The following is a 20,878-nucleotide window of genomic DNA, read 5'->3' on the forward strand; positions in this document are numbered from 1 at the left end:
GCCGCTATGAAACGTCTCATCAGGCCGGTCCAGAATTTGCCTCACCGGCAATGTTGTGGTCGCTCAGGCTGAAAAGACAGGCTTGTCAGCAAAGCCACTATGTCGTCGCATCATGCGGCCGACGACACGGTCTCTTGAAACCTTCACATGCCGGGCCACAGCGTCCCGCGCAGCAGCAGCATCTCGTCGCGCGAGAGCATCGATGATTTCGTCGTGATCGTGCCGAACCTCATCGCCATCCTCGACTGCGCCAAGGTCGGCAAACAGTAGACGCTGCATCTCGTCCATGGTCTGGCCGATTGCACGAGAGAGCCTGCTGTTGTCCGCGATCTGCGCAATTCCCTCATGGAATTCTTGATTGGCTCGCATAAAGGCGCGGTAGCTCGCTTGATTGCCGACTTCCAACTCCACGGATGACAATCGCCGCATTGTCTCGACATGGCTGTCGGCAATGCGGGGGGCGGCAAGTTCTGCCGCCGAACATTCCAGGATCAGGCGCATCTGGATCAGCTCATGAAAGTCGCGGAGCGTAAGCTCCGTTACGCTGTAGCCGCGACGAGGAATGACGCGAACAAGGCCATCCTGCCTGAGCCTCGATAGTGCCTCGCGCAATGGCGACGTGCTGACCTTGAAGCGAGAAACAAGGTCCGATTCATTGAAGACAGACCCTTGAGCGATCTCCCCCAGAACGATCGCGGCTCGCAGCTCCTCATAGACGCGATCGGCCAGGGAGATCTTTCCCTCCGTTTTCGCATCGGTCTTCGCCAGCATCACCCTATCCTCTGCGGGTTGCGAATCGCGGTACGTGATGTACCGCGACTGCGTGTCTTGCCTAAAAGTCGGCCTCGTTGAGACAGCACGTCAAGCACTGCGTCCGGCGAAGAAGCGCCGCACGATCAGGATCAGCACCAACGCCGCAAAAGCCTCGACAATCGAGACAGCCATGAGGCCAGGTGCAATGTTGCCGGTGGCGTCCTTCAGCAGGCCCAGGCCATAGGGGGCAAGAAAGCCGCCGAGGTTGCCGAACGAGTTGATGATCGCGATGCCTGCTGCCGCGGCGGTCCCCGCGAAGAGCTTGCTCGGCAGTTGCCAGAAGACAGGAATTGCACCGTAAGCGCCCGCGAGAGCCAACGCGAACATGACAAACACGAGCTGTGGCGAGGAATGAAGGACGGCGGCAATGCCAGCCAACCCTAGTGCGCCCGCGGCCAGCGAGCCGATGCACTCCCAAAGCGGACGCCCGGTGCGATCGGCCATCAGCCCATTGCCGATCATGACTGCTGAGCCGATGAGCGAAGCGCCTGAGACCAGCCAGCCAATCGTGGCCACATTTGCAAATCCGGCCTCGCGCATGATCGTTGGCCCCCAGAACGCGACGGTGGCGTTCGCGACGATAACGCAGAAGTAGACAAGTGATCTCACCACTTGGCTTGACTTCGCGCCACGTGGCCTGCTGCCGGTTTCGTGGACACCGAGATTGGGTGTTTCATGAACCCGGAGGTGGGGTATGCGGCGAAGACAGTTTGGGCGTGAGTTCAAGATCGAGGCGGTCCGCCTGATCAAGGATCGCGGAGTGAGTGTGGCGCAGGCGTCTCGGTATTTGGATGTCCACGAGAACCAGTTGCGCAAATGGGTGAAGCTGTTTTCGGCCGATCCTGCGCAGGCCTTTCCCGGCCACGGTCAGATGAAGCCGGAGCAACTTGAGATCGAGAAGCTGCGGCGGGAGGTGGCCAAGCTCAAGGCGGAGCGCGACATCCTAAAAAAGGCCGCAGCTTCTTCGCGAGGGACGTGACATGAGGTTCACGTTCATTGCGAAGCACCGGGGGATCTGGCCGGTGGCATGGCTTTGGGAAGCGCTGGATGTGTCGCGCTCGGGCTTCCATGCCTGGCTCAACCGGTCGCCGAGCCGGCGTGCACGCGACGACGAGGAGATTGGCGCCAAGGTCCGGGCAAGCTTTATTGGTTCGGATCGGACCTATGGTGCCAGGCGTGTCTGGCGCGACGTGCTGGCGGAAGGCATCGATTGCGGCCTGCATCGCATCGAGCGGCTGATGCGTGCCCAGGCTTTGCGTGCCAGACCGCGTCGGCGCAGCCTTCCGAGGGATGAGGGCCGGCGATTGGCCATCGCCCCGAATACGCTCGGCCGGGAGTTCCACGCCGAACGGCCCAACCAGCGCTGGATCGCCGACTTTACTTATATATGGACCGCGGAGGGTTGGCTTTACGCAGCGGTCATCGACCTCTTCTCCCGCCGGGTGGTGGGTTGGTCGATGAAGGCTGAGATGACCGCCGGCCTCGTAACCGATGCGCTAATGATGGCGATCTGGCGTCGGGGAAAACCTGATGCCCTGCTGCACCATTCGGACCAAGGCAGTCAGTATGCCAGCGAGCAGTTCCAGAAGCTCATGACCGACAACGGCGTCACCTGCTCGATGAGCCGCGCGGGTAACGTCTGGGACAATGCCGCGATGGAGAGCTTCTTCTCGTCGCTGAAGACCGAGCGGATCAGAGGCAGGGTTTACCGGACACGCGACGATGCTCGTGCCGACGTGTTCGATTACATCGAGCGGTTCTACAACGCCGTTCGCAGGCACTCGACCATCGGCTACATCAGCCCGGCCGAGTTCGAAAAGAAGGTCGGATTAGCCCAACCGACTGTTCACAAACCGGCAGCAGGCCATCCCGGTAAGGCCCAATGTCCGGCTTCTGCGCGATGCGATCTGGCAAGCGAGGTTCGACAAACGTCCGAAGGAATGATCGCGTGGCGGCTTGTGGAACAACAGGCTCCGGCTCGCGTAGTAACATGTCGCAAGGAGCGCGGCTCAGATGTTCAAAATATTCTTCGAGATGTCGATGCTCGCGTTCGAAGCGCAGCAAGCGATTTGGCTGCGCACAATCAGACTTTCCAAGGGCGGCCAAGCGGCCAGTCGCGAGGCAAAGTTGATGGTGACAGAGAAGGTTTCCGCCGCTCAACGGGCGGCCGGCAAGCTCGCAACCGGAACACCCCCCACCCAAGTCATTCGCGGATACAGGACGAAGGTGCGCTCGAATGTGCGGCGCTTGTCCAAGAGCTAGAAGCGACAAAAAGTTATCGACGAGGTCGGGCATGATACCGACCAGGCGATGCTCCGAACGCGGCTGGGACAGCGTAAAGAACGGGGGGCTGGCTCAACTCGGGTCGACCGTTGCTTGGGGAAGTGTCTCGCAGCGGGTTGAAAACAGGCGTCGCCAATAAAATCGACGAAGACCTCGATTTTCGGCGAGAGGTTGCGGCTGGAGGCCAGATCAGGCTGAAATGGCCGGGAGCATCGATCCGCGCGTCGAGGAAGGTGCGCATTTCCCCTCCGCCAGCGCATCGCGCGCCAGGAAATCCGGCATGCAGCCGATGCCAAGGCCGGCGACGGTGGCGCCGCGCAGGGCAGGCTCATACGCCTTCTGCCCGACTGGGACATCACCACGATACAGTTGCAAGCGGTCTATCCTGCCAACCGCCATATAGCGGTGAAGGTCCGACGCTTTGTCTCGTTCCTGGTGGGCAAATTGCGACCGTAACGGGCGAGGAAGGCGAGCCGGCCAGAACGGCTGCGTAAGAGCCCGATCGAAATGCCGACCGTGGCGGCTTCTACGACCGAGGACCCCACTCCGACTTCGACGACCGAGGCGCCAAGAACGCCATGGCACGCCAAGCTTCGCGGTACATTTTGTGCAGCAAAATGGAACCACTACGACCCCGCCTCGGGGCAGATCGAGGCAACCCAGGCCGCAGTAATTGGCAGCGTGTCTGTCGAGACCGAATCCAAAGCGCCACTGTCCGGAAGGTCCGCTTTCTGACGTCGAGCCAACGTCTGAAAATGGCGCGAAGCTCCAGCCGAGGATGCGACGAACGGCTGATTTCGTCGCTCTTCAGTGCAACTCAAGACAGGCGGCTTCTGCCGCCAGCGATCCACGCCCGGAAAAGGTTGGCGGTAGGCATTCGTGCGGCTTCCTAGCGAGAGAACGAGCCGGTCGACGTTTCCTCAAGGGCTGATCATCGCAAGCGCCCGGCATTCGTCGAGCGATGCTTGCCTTACCAGATTGAGCTGCTTAAACCCGCGCTCGCGGTCGTGATTGTTTCGGGAAATTATGCAATGAAATTACGTGAGCTTGCCGTGGCTGCGGCCCTGTTGGTCGCCCCGCTGCTGAACCCTGCGAACGCGGGCACGCTGGACACCGTGAAGGCGCGCGGCACGCTCAATTGCGGCGTCGGCGAGAGCTTTCCCGGTTTCTTCGCCGCCGATGCGTCGGGGCGCTGGAGTGGCCTCGATGTCGATTTCTGCCGGGCCGTGGCGACTGCGGTTCTCGGCGATCCGGAAAAAGTGAAATACCTGCCGGCGACGCCCGCAGCGCGCTTTGCCCAGCTTCAGTCGGGCCAGGTCGATATCCTGTCTCGCTCCGTGACCTGGATCATGTCGCGCGAGGCCGGGCTCGGCCTGTCGTTCCCCGGCGTCACCTTCTTCGACGGCCAGGGCTTCCTCGTCCGCAAGTCGGCAGGGATCAAGAGCGCCCGCGAGCTGGAAGGGGCGACGATTTGCACCCAGACCGGGACGACGACCGAGCGCAACCTCGCCGACTACTTTCGGCAGCACAACATGAAGTACAAGCCGGTGGTGTTCGAGCAGGCCGACCAGGTCGTCGCCGCCTATGAGGCGGAACGCTGCGACGCCTTCACAACCGACAAGTCGACGCTTTCGGCCCGTCTCGCCAAGCTGAAAGACCCGAGTGCCCATGTCATCCTGCCCGAGACGATCTCGAAGGCGGCCAACGGCCCCGTGGTGCGCCAGGGCGATGACCAATGGGCGAATCTCGTACGCTGGACGCTGAATGCACTGATCGCGGGCGAAGAGCTGGGCGTGACCACGGCGAAGGTGGACGATCTCGCGGCCAATGCGACCGACCCGGAGATCCGCCGGCTGCTGGGCACCGACGGCGATCTCGGAAAGCTGATCGGCCTCGACAAGGACTGGGCCGGGCGTGTCATCAAGGCCGTCGGCAATTACGGCGAGATGTACGAGCGCAACCTGGGGCCGAAGGGCGCGATCGTCATCCCGCGCGAAAACAGCCTGAACCGCCTCTGGCGCGATGGCGGGCTGCTGTTCGCGCCGTCCTTCCAGTGACGCCTCGCGACGCGCGGTGAATTAATCCCATGGCGGCGGCTTCCCGAGACGCAGGCAAGAGCTTCATGCGTCGCCATGGGATCGAGTATGGCGTTTATGTCGCGACGGCCTGCATCGTCGCGGCGCTCGCCGTCATGGCGATTTTCACGCTTCGGGCCCGCGGCATCCACGCGGGCTTCGGTTTTCTCTGGGATACGGCCGGCTTTGACATCAGTTTCGGCCTGATTCCGTACGATGCGACGAAGAGCTATGCCCGCGCTTTCATCGTCGGCCTGCTGAACACGCTCGTCGTTTCGGCCGTGGCGATCGGGCTGGCGACGTGCCTGGGGCTCGGCCTCGCGATCGCTCGCCTATCCGAGGATCCGCCTTTGCGCACGCTGGCGACCGCGGCGACCGAGCTCGTCCGCAACACGCCGCTGCTGCTGCAGCTGTTCGTCTGGTATTTCATGGTGTTCGGCGCGCTGCCGCCCGTCAGGCAGTCGCTTCATCTCGGCAGCTTCGCGCTGCTCAACAACCGCGGGATCGTGGTTGCGGCACCGGGATTGAATTCCGTCGGCGTGGCGTGTCTGGTCGTCGGAGCAATATCGATCCTGATCGCTGCCATGGCGCGTCCTCTGCCCTGGCCGATCGGCCTTTTCCAGCGATCGGTGGTCAGGACCGCCTTCGCAATCGCAGGCGTGCTCCTCCTTCTCGCTGCTGCAGCTTCCGCCGATTGGGACCTGCCGGTTCAACGCGGATTCAACGTAACCGGCGGCCTCACCCTGCCCCCCGAATTCGCCGCGCTGGTCACGGCGCTTGCAATCTATGCCGCCGCCTTCATCGGAGAGGCCTTTCGGAGCGGCTTCGTTTCGGTGCCGGCTGGCCAGTGGGAAGCGGCCCAATCGCTCGGTCTCGGCCGCTTCGCCACGTTGCGGCTGATCGTTCTGCCGCAAGCGATCCGCGCCGCCCTGCCGGCGCTCGGCAACCAGTTCGTCAACGTCGTGAAGGCCTCGTCGCTGGCTGCGGCTGTCGGCTTTCCCGATCTGATGCAGGTGTTCGGCAAGACCACGCTCAACCAGACCGGACAGGCCGTCGAGGTGATCAGCATCACGATGGCGGTCTATCTCGCGATCAGCCTCAGCATTTCCGGTCTGATTCATCGCAGCGAAGCCAGGCGCTGGCGTGCATGACCGAGGCCCCGGCTTGCCCATCCGTGACTACCGCCGATCGGCCAGCTCGGTCATCCACGCAGCGGCGATGGCGCGTGGGAAGCGTCCTCCTGCTCGCGGCACTCCTGGCGCTCGGCACTCTCCTCGGCCCGCGGCTGTTTCGTTGGGCCGTGCTTGACGCCGCCTTCCCCTGGGGCGAAGCGGCGAGCTGCGACGGGCGCGGCGCCTGCTGGCTTTTCATCCGCGAGCGGTTGCCGCAATTTATCTATGGCTTCTATCCGGCCCCCTCCCGGTGGCGGTTGAATATTGGCTTCCTGCTGCTGTTCGGCTGGCTCGCGCTGCCGCTGCTTCCCGGCATGCGCCGGAGAATGGCCGTGACCTTTGCGGGAGCCGCGATCGGAATCACGGCGGCCCTCCTGCTGGCGGCCGGCGGCGTGTTCGGTCTGGCTCCGGTCGAAACCGACCAGTGGGGAGGCCTCTTCGTCACGGCGCTGCTGTCGATCACCGCGATGGTCGTGTCGCTACCGGCCGGGATCGTGCTGGCGCTCGGCCGGCAGGCCGACAGCCCGCTCTGGCGCGGGCTCGCCAACATGACGGTCGAAGTCATCCGCGGCGTGCCGCTCCTGGCCATCCTGTTCACGGCCGTGGTGCTGCTGCCGCTCTTCGTGCCGGGTGGCGAAGGCATCGGCCTGTTCACGCGGGTGGTGGTCGGCCTGTGTCTCTACGCCGCGGCCTATATGGCCGAGGTCATCCGGGGGGCGCTACGCACCATCCCGGCCGGGCAGGCCGAAGCGGCCCGGTCCCTCGGGCTGGGCTATTGGCGCTGCCTCAGCCTCGTCGTGCTGCCGCAGGCGCTGCGTGCCGCTCTGCCAAACATCGTCAGCACCTTCATCCAGATGCTGAAGGATTCGACCCTGGTCCTCGTTGTCGGCGTCTTCGACCTGCTCGGCGTCGTGCAGCTCACGGTCGCCGACCCGAAATGGAACGGCTATTCGGCCGAAGCCTATCTCTTCGCCGGCCTGTTCTTCTTTGCAATCTGCTTTGGCCTTTCGAGAGTGGCCGCCCGCCTTGAGCGGCACCTCGACTACAACCGGACATCACCCACGTGACGCACAGCTTCATAACGCCATCCGGACTCGCCGTGACGCGGAGCGTGGAAGCGATCGATGCGCCGGAAGGGCTCGATGCGCTGATCGACGGCCTMGGGACGCGGCAGGGTCTGCTGCTGCGTTGCAATTTCGCGTTTCCCGGCCGCTACCGCCCGCATTGGCTCGGGTTTGTCGACCCGCCGCTCCGGCTCTCGCTGCGCGCGGATCGCCTGATCTGCCGGGCGCTGAACGAGCGCGGCAGCATTATCCTGCCGGCCATCGCCGCCGCTTTCGCGCAGGGCGGCATCGCCGATCTGGAGACGGGTTCGGATGTCGTCGAAGGGCGCCTCGCAACGGGCGAGACCCTTTTCGAAACCCTGCGAAGCCTTGTCGCGGCGTTCCGCTCGGACGACCCGCATCTCGGCCTTTTTGGCCCGTTCGGCTTCGATCTGGCATTCCATACGCTGGGGCTGGAGCGGCACGCCCGGCCGCAGACCGATCACGACGACATGGTCCTCTATCTGCCGGATCGGATCGTCGTCGCCGATCATCCAGAAACCGGCCAGGCCAAGATCGTCACCTATGACTTCGCTCTGGGCTCGCAATCGACACGAGGTCTCGCGCGTACGGGAAATCCATCCGCTCTGGGGAGCCGGACGGCGGCACCTGCGGCACAAGAACAGCCTTATTCCGATATGGTGCGCAGGGCGGTCGAAGCCTGCCGCTCCGGCGAATTGTTCGAAGTGGTCCTGGCGCAAACCTTCAGGCGCGAGCTTCCGGCAGGGCCCGATGCCCTCTTTCGCCTGCTCGATCGCATCAATCCGAGCCCTTATGAGTTCCTGGCCAATCTCGGGAGCGAAGCGCTGGTGGGTGCCTCGCCGGAAATGTTCGTGCGCGTCGAAGGCCGGCGTGTCGAAAGCTGCCCGATTTCGGGGACGGTCCGGCGCGGAGAGGATGCCATCGCGGATGCCGAGCGGGCTCTGGAGCTCCTGAATTCTTCCAAGTCGGCGGCCGAGCTCACGATGTGTACGGACATCGACCGCGACGACAAGGCCGGCCTGTGCGAGCCCGGCTCGATCCGCCTTCTGGGCCGCCGCCAGATCGAGACCTACTCGCATCTGTTGCACACGGTCGACCATGTCGAGGGGGTACTGCGTCCGGACCGCGATGCGATCGACGCCTTTCGCGCGCATGTCTGGGCGGTGACGTTGACCGGCGCGCCCCGCCGCGAGGCGATCGCCTTCATCGATGCCAACGAGGCAGCCCCGCGGCGCTGGTATGGCGGCGCCATCGGGCGGCTCGGCTTCGATGGCCGAATGGATACCGGCATCGTGTTGCGCTCGATGCGGCTTGCCGGCGGAACGGCGGAAATCACCGTCGGCGCGACGATCCTGCATTCCTCCGACCCGATCGACGAGGAACGCGAAACCGTGACGAAAGCCGGCGCGCTCCTGCGCACGCTCGACCTTGCATCGGCGCAACCTGCTGAGCCCGAGGCCGCGCCGTCGCCGCGAAGCCCCGCGCGCCCGGCCGAAAGCGCCCGGATACCGGTCACGATCCTGGGCGGCGTGCCATTCGCGCAGACCCTGACAGCGCTTCTGAAATCGGCTGGGGCCGATGTCGCCCTGCAGCCCCTGACAGGAGGCTCGCGGGCCCCGTGGAGAGAGGGAGCCTATATCGTCTCCCCGGATCTGTCGGATATCGGGCTAGACACCGCGCGCGAGGTCCTCGCCAACCTTCTCGCGGTTCAGTGTCCGGTGCTGGCGCTGGGGCACGGCATGGTGGCGCTCGCTCAATTGTTCGGCGCGAAGGCCCCACCGGCGGACACACCGCGCCATGGCGAGCGCGTTTTGGCGCTGCCTTCGGCCGGCCCTTCATGGCTGCTGCCGAACCGCGCCGAGCCGTTCGTCGTCGGCTGCTATCACCGCCGGGTCGTCCTTTCCGGCCAAGTTCCAGACTGTTTACGCGAAATCGCGCAGGGCCCTGCGAGGGAAGTGCTGGCACTCGAGCATGAAACGCTGCCGGCAGGCGGTTTTCTGTTCAGGCCGGAATCGCTCCTTACCCATGATCCGGAAGGGCCTGTTCGTGCGTTTCTCAACCGTGCTGAGCACGAATTGCTGAAAGTGCATTAGCATCCCCACGCCCGGCAGGTCAGCCGGCAGTCGTTAGCGCAACCAGCAAATGACCGGACAACGGCGCTTTTTCCAAGACCTCGCGTGCAAGGTCGATCCGCGCAGTGGTGACGTAGACCCGGTCCTTGCCCTTACCGCCAAAGGCAAGGCCGGTCGGACGCGGCACCGGCAGCGGCAGCAGCCGCTCAATCTCGCCCTCGGTCGTCAGCCGCGCGATGCTCCAGCCGTCATAGAGACCAACCCAAAGCCGATCATCCGCGTCCACTGCAAGGCTGCGCGGTTCGCCCGAGACACGCGGTATGCGCGTGAAAAGCCGGGGCGCCGCGCCACCGCGCTCAAGGAGATAGATCGTGCCACTCTGGGGGTCAGAGGCGAAAAGCCTGCCGCTCGCCTGCGACCAGGCGAGCGCGCCGATCCGCTTGCGCAGGGTCCATACGGTTTCGAGCGTTCCATCAGCGCCGAGTTTGCCGATCCGGGTTTCGTCGCCCTGGTGCACGGCGACCCATGGCTGCCCGTTGAGATCGGTTGCCATGGCGGTGGCGCCGGCAAGCTCGGGAACAGTGCGATCCAGCACGCATTCCCTCTTGTCGATCCTGAGCATGCGCCCGCCGAGCAGCAGAACGATGTCGCCTTCGGCCGTGATGGCGAGACCGTCGATCGGTGCGCCGGGCTCCGGCCGGATTGCCGCCGTCCGGGATCCCGCCGTCATGTAGAGGGTGGGTCCGAGCCGATCGGCCCAGACAAGGGATGAGCGCTCCGGGTCCCAGACCGGATGGGCACCGTAGAAGACGGGCTTGCCGTGCGGGGCGTGCGGCTGCCAGGGCATGCCTGCCTGCGGTTGCCGCGCCGGCGCGCCCCTGAGCCCCAGGCTGATATTGCGGGCGACATTCGCGATCTCCGGGCCGAGCTGCGCCACTCTTTCGCTCGTCAGCCGATAGACCGGCCCGGCAACGCTGATGGCGACGATCGGCTGGCCAGTAGAATCGAGCACCGGCGCCCCGACGCAACGATTGCCCGGCAGAATTTCCTGGTCCTCGACGGCATAGCCGCGAGCCCGGATGATGCGCAGCTGCGTCATCAGCGTGCCGCGATCGGTGATCGTCTGCGGCGTGAAGCGCTCCAGGGGCCCATGGCCGAGCATGGCCTCGGCCTCCGCTTCCGGCAGGAAGGCCAGGATCGCCTTTCCCTGGCTGGTGCAGTGCAGAGGCTTGCGCACGCCGAGGCGCGCGGCCGAGCGGATGTCGTGCGGGCTTTCGAACTTGCCGAGCGCCAGAACCATGCCGTCATCGGGCACGGCGAGATAGGCGGTCTCCCCGGTCATGTCGCGCAGGCGCTGCAGCTCGACGCTGGCGACCGCGGCGAGGTCGGGCGCGACCCAGACATTCTGGGCCAGCTCGAGCAGGCGATAGCCGAGCGTATAGCCCTGGGACTGCGGGTCGAGGCGAACGAAGCCGTGCGCCGTGACTGAGGCGAGGATCCGGCCTGGCCTGGTGTCGCGGATGACCTTCACCAAGGCGCCGGCCCCGGAACTGCCCGGCAAGATCAAGGCGCAGCAAGCTGCCGGTCGCGTCGACATCGACCTCGTGCTGACCGGCACTGATGCGCTGGCGGCGGGGATCGAGCAGAATTTGTGGGTCGATCTGCTCGCGGCTCACAAGCCCGCTCTGCCGAATCTCGACGAGATCTATGAAAAGGGCGCGGCCATGATGCAGGGCCTGGCCCGCGGCCAGGGTGTGGTCGTCGCCTATTATCCCTCAGGGCCTTTGCTCGAATACCTGCCGAACCACGTGCCCAACCCGCCCGGCTCGCTCGAAGAGCTGCTGGCCTGGGCCAAGGCCCATCCCAACAAGTTCATGTATGCCCGGCCGGCCAATTCCGGCCCGGGCCGCACCTTCATCATGGGATTGCCTTACATCCTTGGCGACAGCGACCCGAAGGATCCCATGAAGGGCTGGGACAAGACCTGGGCCTATCTGAAGGAGCTCGGCCGCTATATCGAATACTACCCGACCGGCACCTCCGCGGTGATGAAGGAGCTCGGCGACGGCACCCGCCACATCATCGCCACCACGACGGGCTGGGACATCAATCCGCGTGTCCTCGGCGTCGTCCCGAAAGAGGCGCGGATCTCAACCTTGAAGAATTTCCGCTGGGTCATCGACGGCCAGTACATGGCGATCCCGAAGGGGCTGCCCAACGACAAGATCGCCGTCCTGCTCGACCTGATGGCGTTCATGCTGACCAAGCCGGCGCAGGCCTTCACCTATGACGAGGGCTACCTCTATCCCGGCCCTGCGGTGAAGGACGTCCCGCTCTCGATGGCCCCGCCCGAGAGCCAGGCGGCGATCGCGGAATTCGGCCGCCCCGAATATGCGAAGCTGATCGCGGACACGCCCTTCGAACTGCCTCTCGAACCCAATCAGATGGTCATGGCCTTCCGCAGATGGGATGAGGAAATCGGCAAGCGAGCCTGATCAGCCTGCCGTGCCCGGTCTGCCATGTCCGGCAGGCCGTCGGCGATCCGAGCCCTGTTTCGCCGGGCCGGCCGCGTCGGGCCGGCTCCTGACCCGATGAGAAGGCCATGTCCGATCCGATCACCAAGGTGGAACCGATTGTCCTGCGCATTCCGTTCGACGACGGCGGCAAGGGGCAGGGCATCACGCCGACCCGGTGGAGCAATCTCGACATCGTCCTGGTCCGGGTCGAAACCGGCTCGGGCCTGGTCGGCTGGGGCGAAGCCTTCGGCTATATGTGCCAGAACGCCACCGCCGTCGCGGTTCGCGACCTGGTTGCGCCGGCGGTGATCGGGTGGAATTCGCAGGATCCGCAGGCGGTCAACCTGGCGGCTCAGCAGGCCCTGGCCCTGTTCGGCCGCTATGGCATAACCATGTTCGCGATCTCGGGGCTGGACATCGCGCTGTGGGATATCGCGGGCAAGCGCGCCGGTCTGGCGCTATCGCGCCTGATCGGGCCGCCCCGCCGCGACAGGATCCGCGCCTATGCGAGCCTTGTCCGCTACGGCGATGCCGAGCGCGTCGCGCACTTCGCGGCTGAGGCCACGGCGCTCGGCTATGACGAAGTGAAGCTGCACGAAGTGCTGCCGGAGACGATCGCGGCCGGCCGCCGGGGGGCGGGGTCGGATGCGCGGCTGACCGTGGACGTCAACTGCCAGTGGTCGCTGGAGCAGGTTCGCGCCATGCTGCCGGTGCTTGCGGAGAGCAATGTGAACTGGTTGGAGGAGCCGACCTTTCCTCCTGAAGATCCAGCACCCTGGCGGGCCATCGCAGCCGAGGGGATCGCCATCGCCGCCGGGGAGAATGCCTGCACGGCGGTCGAGTTCGGCCGCCTCGTGCCGGCGCTCGACATCGTCCAGCCGAGCGTCACGAAAGTCGGCGGCGTTACCGAGTTCGTCAAAGTCGCGCAGCTCGCGCGCGCCGCCGGCAAGCGCCTGGCGCCGCACTCGCCCTATTTCGGGCCGGGCTATTGGGCGAGCCTGCAGCTCGCTGCCGCCGTCGACAGCTTCGAGGTATTCGAATTCCTCTATGTCCGCCCGGAAGCCTGGTGTGGCCTGGATCCGGCCTTGCCGGCCGGCGGAGCCATCGGCATTCCCGATAAGCCAGGCATCGGCTTCGAGCCCGACATGTCCGTCATCGAACGCTATCGGATCTAGAACGGGGACGAATGCCCCGACGCAATCCCATCGCTACTGCTCGGGCGTGTTGTTCTTCCAGGATACCGAAGGCGATGCGTTGCGGGACGCCTCCGGTACGCGCATGAGCATTCGCCTGGGTGGAGGCAGAATAGAGGGCCAGCTTCGTGAAAGCAGCAGAATCTGAGTGCTTTCGCCGGCATCCGCCTCGTCGAGCTCTTCGATCTGCGTGACGGGCCGATCCGGCGTCATGAAGCCTGGAACGACAGCGCCGAACGGTGGTTCTGCCTCACTCTCGCCTTGAGTGGACGGCGGCCCACCGCGCCGGCCTCAGGCGGGGACTGCCGCAGCCTCGTATTTCAACGCGTAGCTGTCGACCGTCAGGAGTCGCTTTTCCAGCGCCTGCATGGCCGGGAAGCCCATCAGGTTCCAGATCTCGTCGATGCCGACGAGCAGGTCCGAGCGGTCGGCCGGCACGCCGGTCTCCATGACACCGCGCATCACCGACAGCGCATCGCGCATCGCCCTGATCGCGGCGGCGGGCAGCATGCGCGGCAGGCTGATGCGGCGCACGCCGAGTTCCTTGAGGCGCGGCAGCGGGATCAGCGGCGTGGTCGGGCGCGGGCGGATGCCGAAGCCCATATTGATCGAGACTGGCTTGCCGCCGGCTGCCTCGACGACGCGGGCAATCTGGTCCTCGGTCTTGACGGCGTCGGGAAAGATCGCGTCGGCGCCGGCCGCGACATAGGCGCGGATGCGCTCCAGCGTCGCGTCGAGCCCCTCGACGGCGAGCGCGTCCGTACGGGCAATGATGACAAAATCATCGTCGCGGCGGGCGAGGCAGGCGGCCTCGATCTTCTTCACCATCTCGTCGCGCGAGACGACTTCCTTGCCCGGCATATGGCCGCAGCGCTTCGGGCTGACCTGGTCCTCGAGATTGACGCCGGCAACGCCGGCCTCCTCGAACATCTGCACGGTGTAGTGCACGTTCATTGGGTTGCCGTAGCCATTGTCGGCGTCGCAGGTCAGTGGGATCGAGATCGCGCGCGCCAGATGCCGGCAATGGTTGACGTTTTCGTTCAGCCCCATCATGCCGAGATCCTCGACGCCGAGGATGGCGTTGGCGATGGCGGCGCCACTGGTGCAGGCGCTCTTGAAGCCGGCAGCCTCGACCAGCCTGGCGCTGTAGCCGTCGAAGACGCCGGGCGAGACGATGAACTCGCCGGAATTGAGCAGAGCCCGAAAGGCGGCGGGGGCCGAAATCTCGCGTTTGGCGATCATGATGCTCGTTTCTCCGCGCCGGCGGCGTCGTTGGTTGAGGCTTCGGGAACCTGGGCCAGCACATGTCGGCCGGCGCGCTCGACATGCGAGCGCATCAGGGATTCGGCGAGGGTGGGGTCGCGCATCTTGATCGCGCGCAGGATCTGCCAGTGTTCGGTGAAGGCGAGCTCCTTGCGCTCGGGCACGGCGCCGGAGATGCGCCGGTAGATGCGCAGCAGGTGGTAGAGGTCGCCGCAGAGGCTATCGATGATGCGGCTGTTGCCGCTGCCGCGCACGATCCGCTCATGGAAGTCGAAGCGCATATCCTCCGGCTGCTGCCCGGAATGGGCGGCCTCGAGGTCGGCGATCAGCGCATCGATCTCGGCATCGCTCATCTGCTGGGAGGCCAGCCGGCAGGCATAGCCTTCGAGCGCCTCGCGCATCTGGAACAGTTCGAGGATCGCCTGCGGCGAGAGCGAGACGACGCGAGCCCGCATAAAGGGCTCGCGCGAGACGAGCTGGATGCCCTGGAGGCGGCGGATGGCCTCGCGGACCGGGCCGCGGCTGACGCCGAAGCGCGTCGCGAGCGTCGACTCGTTGACGACCATTCCGGGGGCGAGTTCGCAGCTGTAGATCAGATCGAGGATGCGGCCGAAAACCTCGTCGCCGAGCGTCTCGGTACGCCTGTCACCTGTGGCTAGGAGCTGCAGTTCCATCGCGGTGACGTTAGGAGCGAGCGGAAAATGTGTCAACAGTTTTGCGAAAATGCCCCTGCGAGGGTTCAGCTGTGCGGAGGGCGAAGGCGCCATTCAGCGTTTGACTTGAAATCGACGGGAAGCTAAAACGTCTGACATAAGATACTTTTACGAAAGTGTTGACATTAAATGGCTCACTTTCATGGGGTGCGGGCCTGTTGGACGATGCGAGCGGCGAAATGTCCGACGTCATGACGACCGATGAGCCGCTGGCGGTCGATGCCGTGGCGGGCACTTACGTCTCCGTCGCCGCCGCAGCGGCGCGGGCCGGAGTGAGCCTTGCCGATCTGCCCTATGCCTGCCGGGTCTTCGTCGAGAACCTCGAACGCGGGCGGCTCTGCGATCCGAACATCGGCGCGGATGCCGTCGAGGCGATGCTGCATTGGCGCGAGAGCCACGGCGTCGGCGTGCCGCTCAGCGTCGGGCGAGTCATCTTGCCGGATTCCAGCGGGTTGCCGGTGCTGCTTGATCTCGCCTCGCTGCGTGATGCGGTGGCCGAGGCGGGCTGCGATCCGACGACCGTCGAGCCGCGCATTCCCGTGGACGTCATCGTCGATCATTCGTTGCAGGTGGATGTTTCGGCCACGCCTGACGCGATGGCGCGCAACATGGCGCGGGAGTTCGAGCGCAACGGCGAGCGCTACAGCTTCCTGAAATGGGCGCAGCAGGCTTTCCGCTCCGTACGGGTCTATCCGCCCGGCACCGGCATCATCCACCAGGTCAATCTGGAGCATATCGCCTCGGTCGTGACGCGCGTCGACACGCCGTTCGGTGAGGTTGCCTGCCCGGATTTCGTCATCGGCGGCGATTCCCACACGCCGATGGTCAACGGCATCGGCGTGCTCGGCTGGGGTGTCGGCGGCATCGAGGCGCAGGCCGCAATGCTCGGCCAGCCCTATGTCTTTCCGGTGCCTGAATTCGTCGGCGTCCGGCTCACCGGCACGCTGCCGCCGGGCGCGACCACGACCGACCTCGTCCTTACCGTCACCGAGAGGCTACGGCGCGAGCGCGTGGTCTCGACCGTGATCGAATACTTCGGCCCGGGCGCGGCGACGCTGTCGGTGCCATCCAGGGCGACGCTCGCCAATATGGCGCCGGAATACGGCGCGACGGCGGGCTTCTTTCCGATCGACGCGCAGACCATCGCCTATATCGCGCGGACGCGATCGCCGGAGCATGCCGCCTTCGTCGAAGCCTATGCGTGCGCCAACGCGATGTTCCGCGAGCCGGGTCTGCCCGATCCGCTTTATTCCCGCGTCATCGAGATCGACCTTGCCGGGGTGAGACGCAGCGTGGCCGGCCCGCGCCGCCCGCAGGATCGGCTCGATCTCACCGCCGTCGCCAGGGATTTCGTCGGCCGGCTGCCGCAGCCGCTGGCGGAGGGCGGTTTTGCCACCGATCCCGAAACCGCCGTCCCGATTGCGACGCCCGACGGTCCGGCCACGCTGCGTCACGGGGCGCTGGCGATCGCCGCCATCACCGCCTGCACCAACACCTCGAACCCGGCTGTGATGATCGCCGCCGGGCTTCTGGCGCGCAACGCCATCGCGGCGGGGCTGACGGTGCCGGCCTGGGTCAAGACCTCGCTCGCGCCGGGTTCGCGTGTGGTGACGCGTTATCTCGAAGAACTCGGCCTGCTGGCTTCGTTGGAAACGCTCGGCTTCGGCGTGGTCGGCTATGGCTGCACCACCTGCGGCGGGAAATCCGGGCCGCTGCTGCCGGTGATGGCGCAGGCGATCGACGCGGGCGGGCTGGTCGCGGCCGCCGCGCTTTCGGGAAACCGCAATTTCGAGGGCCGCATCCACCGGCAGATCCGGGCCAATTACATCATGTCGCCGCCGCTGGTCGTCGCCTTCGCGCTGGCCGGGCGGATCGACATCGACCTCGAAGACGAGCCGCTCAACGGACCGGATGCGCCGACGCCGATCCGCCTTGTCGATCTCTGGCCGGACGAGGCCGAGATCGCCGCGCTTGCCGCGCGGGCCGGCGACGCGCGCCTGTTCCGCGAGGTCTATGGTGACACGCCCTCCGATCTGCTCTGGAAGGAACTCGCGGCGCCGACCGGCCTGCGCTTCGACTGGGACCGGCAATCGAGCTATCTGGTCGAGCCGCCCTTCCTCGATCTCGCCCGGGAGCGCGCCCGGGAGGGCGTGCCGGAAGCGTTGCATGGTGCCCGCGCACTCGGCGCCTACGGCGACTCGCTGACCACCGACCATATCTCGCCGAGCGGCGAGATTCCGATCGACAGTCCGGCAGGGCGCTATCTGATCGGGCTCGGCATCGAGCCGAAGGCGTTCAACACCTATGTCGGACGGCGCTGCAATCACGAGGTGATGGCACGCGCGACCTTCGCCAATCTGCGCATCAAGAACCAGATGGTGCCCGGCCGCGAGGGCGGCTGGACGCGCCTCCTGCCTGAAGGCGAGGTCGTTTCCGTGCACGAGGCCGCAACGGCTTACGCCAAGCGCGGCGTGCCACTAATCGTGCTCGGCGGGAAGGATTACGGCATGGGGTCCAGCCGCGACTGGGCGGCCAAGGGCCCCGCCCTGCTCGGGGTGCGGGCCGTCATCGCCGAGAGCTATGAGCGCATTCACCGTTCCAACCTGATCGGCATGGGCGTGGTGCCGCTGCGCTTCGCCGAAGGCACGGGCTGGCGCCAACTCGGCCTCGACGGCAGCGAGAGTTTCGACATCGAGGGTTTGGCCGAGGCCATCGACGGAACCGCGCCGGCCATCGTCACCGCGACCGGCACGGCCGGCCCGATCCGCTTCGCGGTCACGGCCAATGTCTCGACGCGTAGCGAGCGCGCCTGCCTGCGCCATGGCGGTGTCATGGCGGAAGTCCTCGCCTTCTTCACCCGGCATCCTGCGCCGACCCTGGTCACGGAGCATCCATGAGTTTCGATCTGCTGCTGGAGGGGGGCGAGATCGTCTTCCCGAATATGGGTGTGCGTACCGGCTCGGTCGCAGTCAAGGACGGGCGCATCGCCGCGCTGCTGGCGACCGGCGAAAAAGTGCAGGCGAAGGAAGTCGTCGACTGCCGCGGCAAATGGGTGATGCCGGGGCTGATCGACCCGCATACCCATATCGGCTTCGGCTCGAACGAGACGGATTTCGAGACGGAGTCACGCTCGGCCGCCATCGGCGGCGTCACGGGCATGATGACCTTCCATCGCTCCAACGATCTGCGCCAGTCGACCGGGCCATGGAAGGAGCGCGGCGAGAGCCAGTCGCTGATCGATTTCGGCTTCCATTTCGGCGTCACCAGCAAGCTGCATATCGACACGCTGCCGGAATGCGCCGAGCGCTTCGGCGTGACCTCGATCAAGGTCTATCTGATGTACAAGGGCGCTTCCGGCGCCGCGAAGGGTTTCACCGAGATCGATGACGGCCTCCTCTACCGGGCGTTGTTGCAGGGCGCGCGCATCAAGGGCGGCGTCGTCGGCGTTCACTGCGAGAATGTCGAGGTCATCCCCGTCTTCCGCGAGCCGCTGAAGGAAGCAGGCCGTAACGATTTGCCTGTCTGGGACGAGCAGAGCCCCGGCTTCCTCGAAGCCGAGAACGTCTTCCGCGTCATCTATTTCGGCGAGAAAGCCGAATGCCCGGTCAACATCGTGCACATGTCCAGCGCCGAGAGCCTGGAGATCGTGCGCCGGGCGAAGCGGCCCGGACGCGCCCCGATCCATGTCGAGACCTGCAGCCATTACCTCGCGCTGACCAGCCAGTCGCCGATAGGCTTCCTCGGTAAGGTCAACCCGCCGCTGCGCCCGGCCGCCGATGTCGAGGCGCTGTGGGAAGGGGTGCGCGACGGCACGATCTCGACCGTCGGCTCCGACCATGTGCCGCGCAAGCGCGAGACCAAGGGCCCGGATATCTGGAAGGCGTCGGCCGGCTTCCCCGGCATCGGCACGCTGCTGCCGGTGCTGATCCATGAGGGCGTGCACCAGCGCGGATTGCCGATCGAGCGCATCGCCGCCGTCACCAGCGCCAATGTCGCGAAGCTCTATTCGATCCCAAACAAGGGCGGCATCGCCGTCGGAATGGATGCCGACCTCGTCGTCGTCGATCCCGATAGGGAGATCACCATCGACCCGGCGACGCAGGAATCCTTCTCTGACTACTCCCCCTATGAAGGCATGACCTTCAAGGGCGCGTCCGTCCGCACGATCCTGCGCGGCCGCACCATCGCCCGCGACGGCGCCGTCGACCGCCAAGCCCGCGCGACTCCCGCCGGCCGCTACCTGCACCGTTCCTGAGATTTGAGGCTGACGACCATGACCAAACGTATCTGGGACGATTTCCTGACCGAGCGCGACAAGCAGGTCTATGCCCAGGCCGGCTACGGCAAGCGCGGCGGCTTCGGCAAGCGGCCGGCGCTGTTCATCATCGACGTGCAGTACAATTTCTGCGGCGACAAGCCGGAGGAGATCCTCGAAGGGCTGAAGCAGTATCGCACCCATTGCGGCCCTGAGGCCTGGGCGGCGGTGGAGCACATCGTGCCGCTGCTGGAGATGGCGCGCGAGAAGAACATCCCTGTCTTCTACACCGAGAGCGCCCGCCGGCCGGACATGATCGATTCCGGCGTGCAGGTCGGCAAGAACCATCGCGGCACCGAAAAGACCTCGACCGAGGGCACGCATGCGACGCAGACCGTCGCACCGCTGGCGCCGCGCCCGCAGGATATCCGCATCGGCAAGCGCAAGCCGTCCTGCTTCTTTGGCACGATCTTCATGAGCCATCTGAACTTCTTCGATGTGGACACGCTGATCCTCACCGGCTGCACGACCTCGGGCTGCCTGCGCGCCACCGCGGTCGACGCCTATTCCTATAATTTCAAGGTGGTGATCCCGGAGGAGACGGCCTTCGACCGATTCCAGGCGAGCCACGCCATCAATCTCTTCGACCTCAACTGCAAATATGCCGACGTCATTCCGTCAGCCGAGGTGAAGGATTATCTCGGCGGCCTCGCCGTGAGGGATGATCTGCCCACAGGCGTGCAGGGCTGAAGCCAAGGCCGGGGCGTCTTTCCCGGCCGAAGCGCAGCGGAGAGCCGGGAAGCTCTGGACGAGCACGCTCCAGAGCCCCATTCGGATTGAGATGCTCGGGGCAGGCCCGAGCATGACGCCTGAGAGGACCTTATGGCCGACCGCGAGATCATCGTCCCGGAATCGATGCGCGCCATCGTCGAGCGGGCCGGCTATGCGCCGGCCGTGCGTGTCGGCGAGATCGTCTATGTCGTCGGGCAAGTCGGTCGCACGCCGGACCTTCAGGTGATCGAGGACCCGGCGGAGCAGTTCGCCGCTGCGTGGGAGAACGTCCGGATCGTCCTCGAGGCGGCCGGCTGCGGCTTCGCCGACATGGTCGACGTCACCACCTATCACGTGGGGATGGCCCGCCACATGGACGTGTTCCGGGAGGTTAAGAACCGCCTCGTCCCGCGCGAAGGCTATGCCTGGACCCGGATCGGCGTCTCCGAGCTCGCCCATCCCGGCCTGCTGGTCGAGATCAAATGCGTTGCGCACTGCCCCAAAGGCGGCGCCGGCTCGCGCTGAGAGATCGGCGCGGCGGATGCGGGGGGCGGCGGCAACTCACCACAGCGGCAGACGGGCAAAGCGCCGCGCGGCCTCGAAGGCACGGCTCGCCCGCAGGACCATGGCTTCGGCATAGCGCGCCAACGAGCTGGAGCGCAACCGG

Annotated in this window: 15 protein-coding genes and 2 pseudogenes; 11 read left to right on the forward strand and 6 right to left on the reverse strand. The window is 65.6% G+C overall.

All coding sequences use genetic code 11. The annotated features are described in order from the left end of the window. Positions 1-63: 63 nt before the first annotated feature. Positions 64-771 carry a GntR family transcriptional regulator gene (locus tag AC1DIN_RS09925; RefSeq protein ID WP_441469246.1) on the reverse strand — a complete coding sequence of 236 codons (708 nt, stop codon included), beginning with the start codon at positions 769-771 and terminating at the stop codon, positions 64-66. A 90-nt stretch (positions 772-861) separates the two neighbouring features. Continuing rightward, entirely contained in the window at positions 862-1,422 is a 561-nt protein-coding gene (locus AC1DIN_RS09930) for an MFS transporter (RefSeq protein ID WP_476809628.1), read from the reverse strand. Positions 1,423-1,507: 85 nt separating this feature from the next. On the opposite strand from AC1DIN_RS09930, the pseudogene AC1DIN_RS09935 reads away from it, so the two are divergent. Further along, a pseudogene (locus AC1DIN_RS09935) lies at positions 1,508-2,648 on the forward strand (IS3 family transposase); the annotation flags it as partial. 637 nt (positions 2,649-3,285) lie between these two features. Here the strand turns inward: AC1DIN_RS09935 and AC1DIN_RS09940 are convergent. Continuing rightward, positions 3,286-3,471: a hypothetical protein gene (locus tag AC1DIN_RS09940; protein ID WP_476809629.1), complete on the reverse strand. Its 186-nt coding sequence runs from the start codon at positions 3,469-3,471 to the stop codon at positions 3,286-3,288. Positions 3,472-4,127: 656 nt separating this feature from the next. On the opposite strand from AC1DIN_RS09940, the gene AC1DIN_RS09945 reads away from it, so the two are divergent. The 4 genes from AC1DIN_RS09945 (at position 4,128) to AC1DIN_RS09960 (ending at position 9,521) form a co-directional block, all read left to right on the forward strand. Then, positions 4,128-5,153 (forward strand): amino acid ABC transporter substrate-binding protein, encoded by a 1,026-nt coding sequence (locus AC1DIN_RS09945; protein ID WP_441469242.1) that lies wholly within the window; start codon positions 4,128-4,130, stop codon positions 5,151-5,153. Positions 5,154-5,218: 65 nt separating this feature from the next. Next, complete coding sequence (locus AC1DIN_RS09950; protein WP_476809630.1) at positions 5,219-6,322, forward strand: amino acid ABC transporter permease; 1,104 nt, start codon at positions 5,219-5,221, stop codon at positions 6,320-6,322. A gap of 74 nt (positions 6,323-6,396) precedes the next feature. Next, positions 6,397-7,410, forward strand: coding sequence for an amino acid ABC transporter permease (locus AC1DIN_RS09955; RefSeq protein WP_476809631.1), 1,014 nt, complete (start codon positions 6,397-6,399; stop codon positions 7,408-7,410). 32 nt (positions 7,411-7,442) lie between these two features. Next, on the forward strand, positions 7,443-9,521 hold the full coding sequence (locus AC1DIN_RS09960) for a chorismate-binding protein (RefSeq protein ID WP_476809632.1): 2,079 nt from the start codon (positions 7,443-7,445) through the stop codon (positions 9,519-9,521). Positions 9,522-9,540: 19 nt separating this feature from the next. On the opposite strand, the gene AC1DIN_RS09965 is transcribed toward AC1DIN_RS09960, so the two are convergent. Further along, positions 9,541-11,097 carry an IclR family transcriptional regulator domain-containing protein gene (locus AC1DIN_RS09965; protein ID WP_476809633.1) on the reverse strand — a complete coding sequence of 519 codons (1,557 nt, stop codon included), beginning with the start codon at positions 11,095-11,097 and terminating at the stop codon, positions 9,541-9,543. On the opposite strand from AC1DIN_RS09965, the pseudogene AC1DIN_RS09970 reads away from it, so the two are divergent. Continuing rightward, positions 11,003-11,995, forward strand: a pseudogene (locus AC1DIN_RS09970) (ABC transporter substrate-binding protein); the annotation flags it as partial. The gene AC1DIN_RS09965 and the pseudogene AC1DIN_RS09970 sit on opposite strands and share 95 nt — an antisense overlap. 107 nt (positions 11,996-12,102) lie before the next feature. After that, entirely contained in the window at positions 12,103-13,191 is a 1,089-nt protein-coding gene (locus AC1DIN_RS09975; protein WP_476809634.1) for a mandelate racemase/muconate lactonizing enzyme family protein, read from the forward strand. A 309-nt stretch (positions 13,192-13,500) separates the two neighbouring features. On the opposite strand, the gene AC1DIN_RS09980 is transcribed toward AC1DIN_RS09975, so the two are convergent. Together AC1DIN_RS09980 and AC1DIN_RS09985 are read right to left on the reverse strand one after the other, a co-directional pair. Then, entirely contained in the window at positions 13,501-14,451 is a 951-nt protein-coding gene (locus AC1DIN_RS09980) for an isocitrate lyase/PEP mutase family protein (protein ID WP_476809635.1), read from the reverse strand. Continuing rightward, positions 14,448-15,182 carry a GntR family transcriptional regulator gene (locus AC1DIN_RS09985; protein ID WP_476809636.1) on the reverse strand — a complete coding sequence of 245 codons (735 nt, stop codon included), beginning with the start codon at positions 15,180-15,182 and terminating at the stop codon, positions 14,448-14,450. Before AC1DIN_RS09985 ends, AC1DIN_RS09980 begins: the two co-directional genes overlap by 4 nt. Before the next feature lie 182 nt (positions 15,183-15,364). On the opposite strand from AC1DIN_RS09985, the gene acnA reads away from it, so the two are divergent. The 4 genes from acnA (at position 15,365) to AC1DIN_RS10005 (ending at position 20,736) form a co-directional block, all read left to right on the forward strand. After that, a complete protein-coding gene (gene acnA / locus AC1DIN_RS09990; protein WP_476809637.1) occupies positions 15,365-18,082 on the forward strand; it encodes an aconitate hydratase AcnA in 2,718 nt (905 codons plus the stop codon). Beyond that, complete coding sequence (locus AC1DIN_RS09995) at positions 18,079-19,440, forward strand: dihydroorotase (protein ID WP_476809638.1); 1,362 nt, start codon at positions 18,079-18,081, stop codon at positions 19,438-19,440. The genes acnA and AC1DIN_RS09995 overlap by 4 nt, the downstream gene beginning before the upstream one ends. A gap of 18 nt (positions 19,441-19,458) precedes the next feature. Next, a complete protein-coding gene (locus AC1DIN_RS10000; protein WP_476809639.1) occupies positions 19,459-20,190 on the forward strand; it encodes an isochorismatase family protein in 732 nt (243 codons plus the stop codon). A gap of 132 nt (positions 20,191-20,322) precedes the next feature. Next, positions 20,323-20,736, forward strand: coding sequence for a RidA family protein (locus AC1DIN_RS10005; protein WP_476809640.1), 414 nt, complete (start codon positions 20,323-20,325; stop codon positions 20,734-20,736). Positions 20,737-20,878: the final 142 nt, after the last annotated feature.

It is taken from the genome of Allobosea sp. 05T438, from assembly GCF_056396025.1.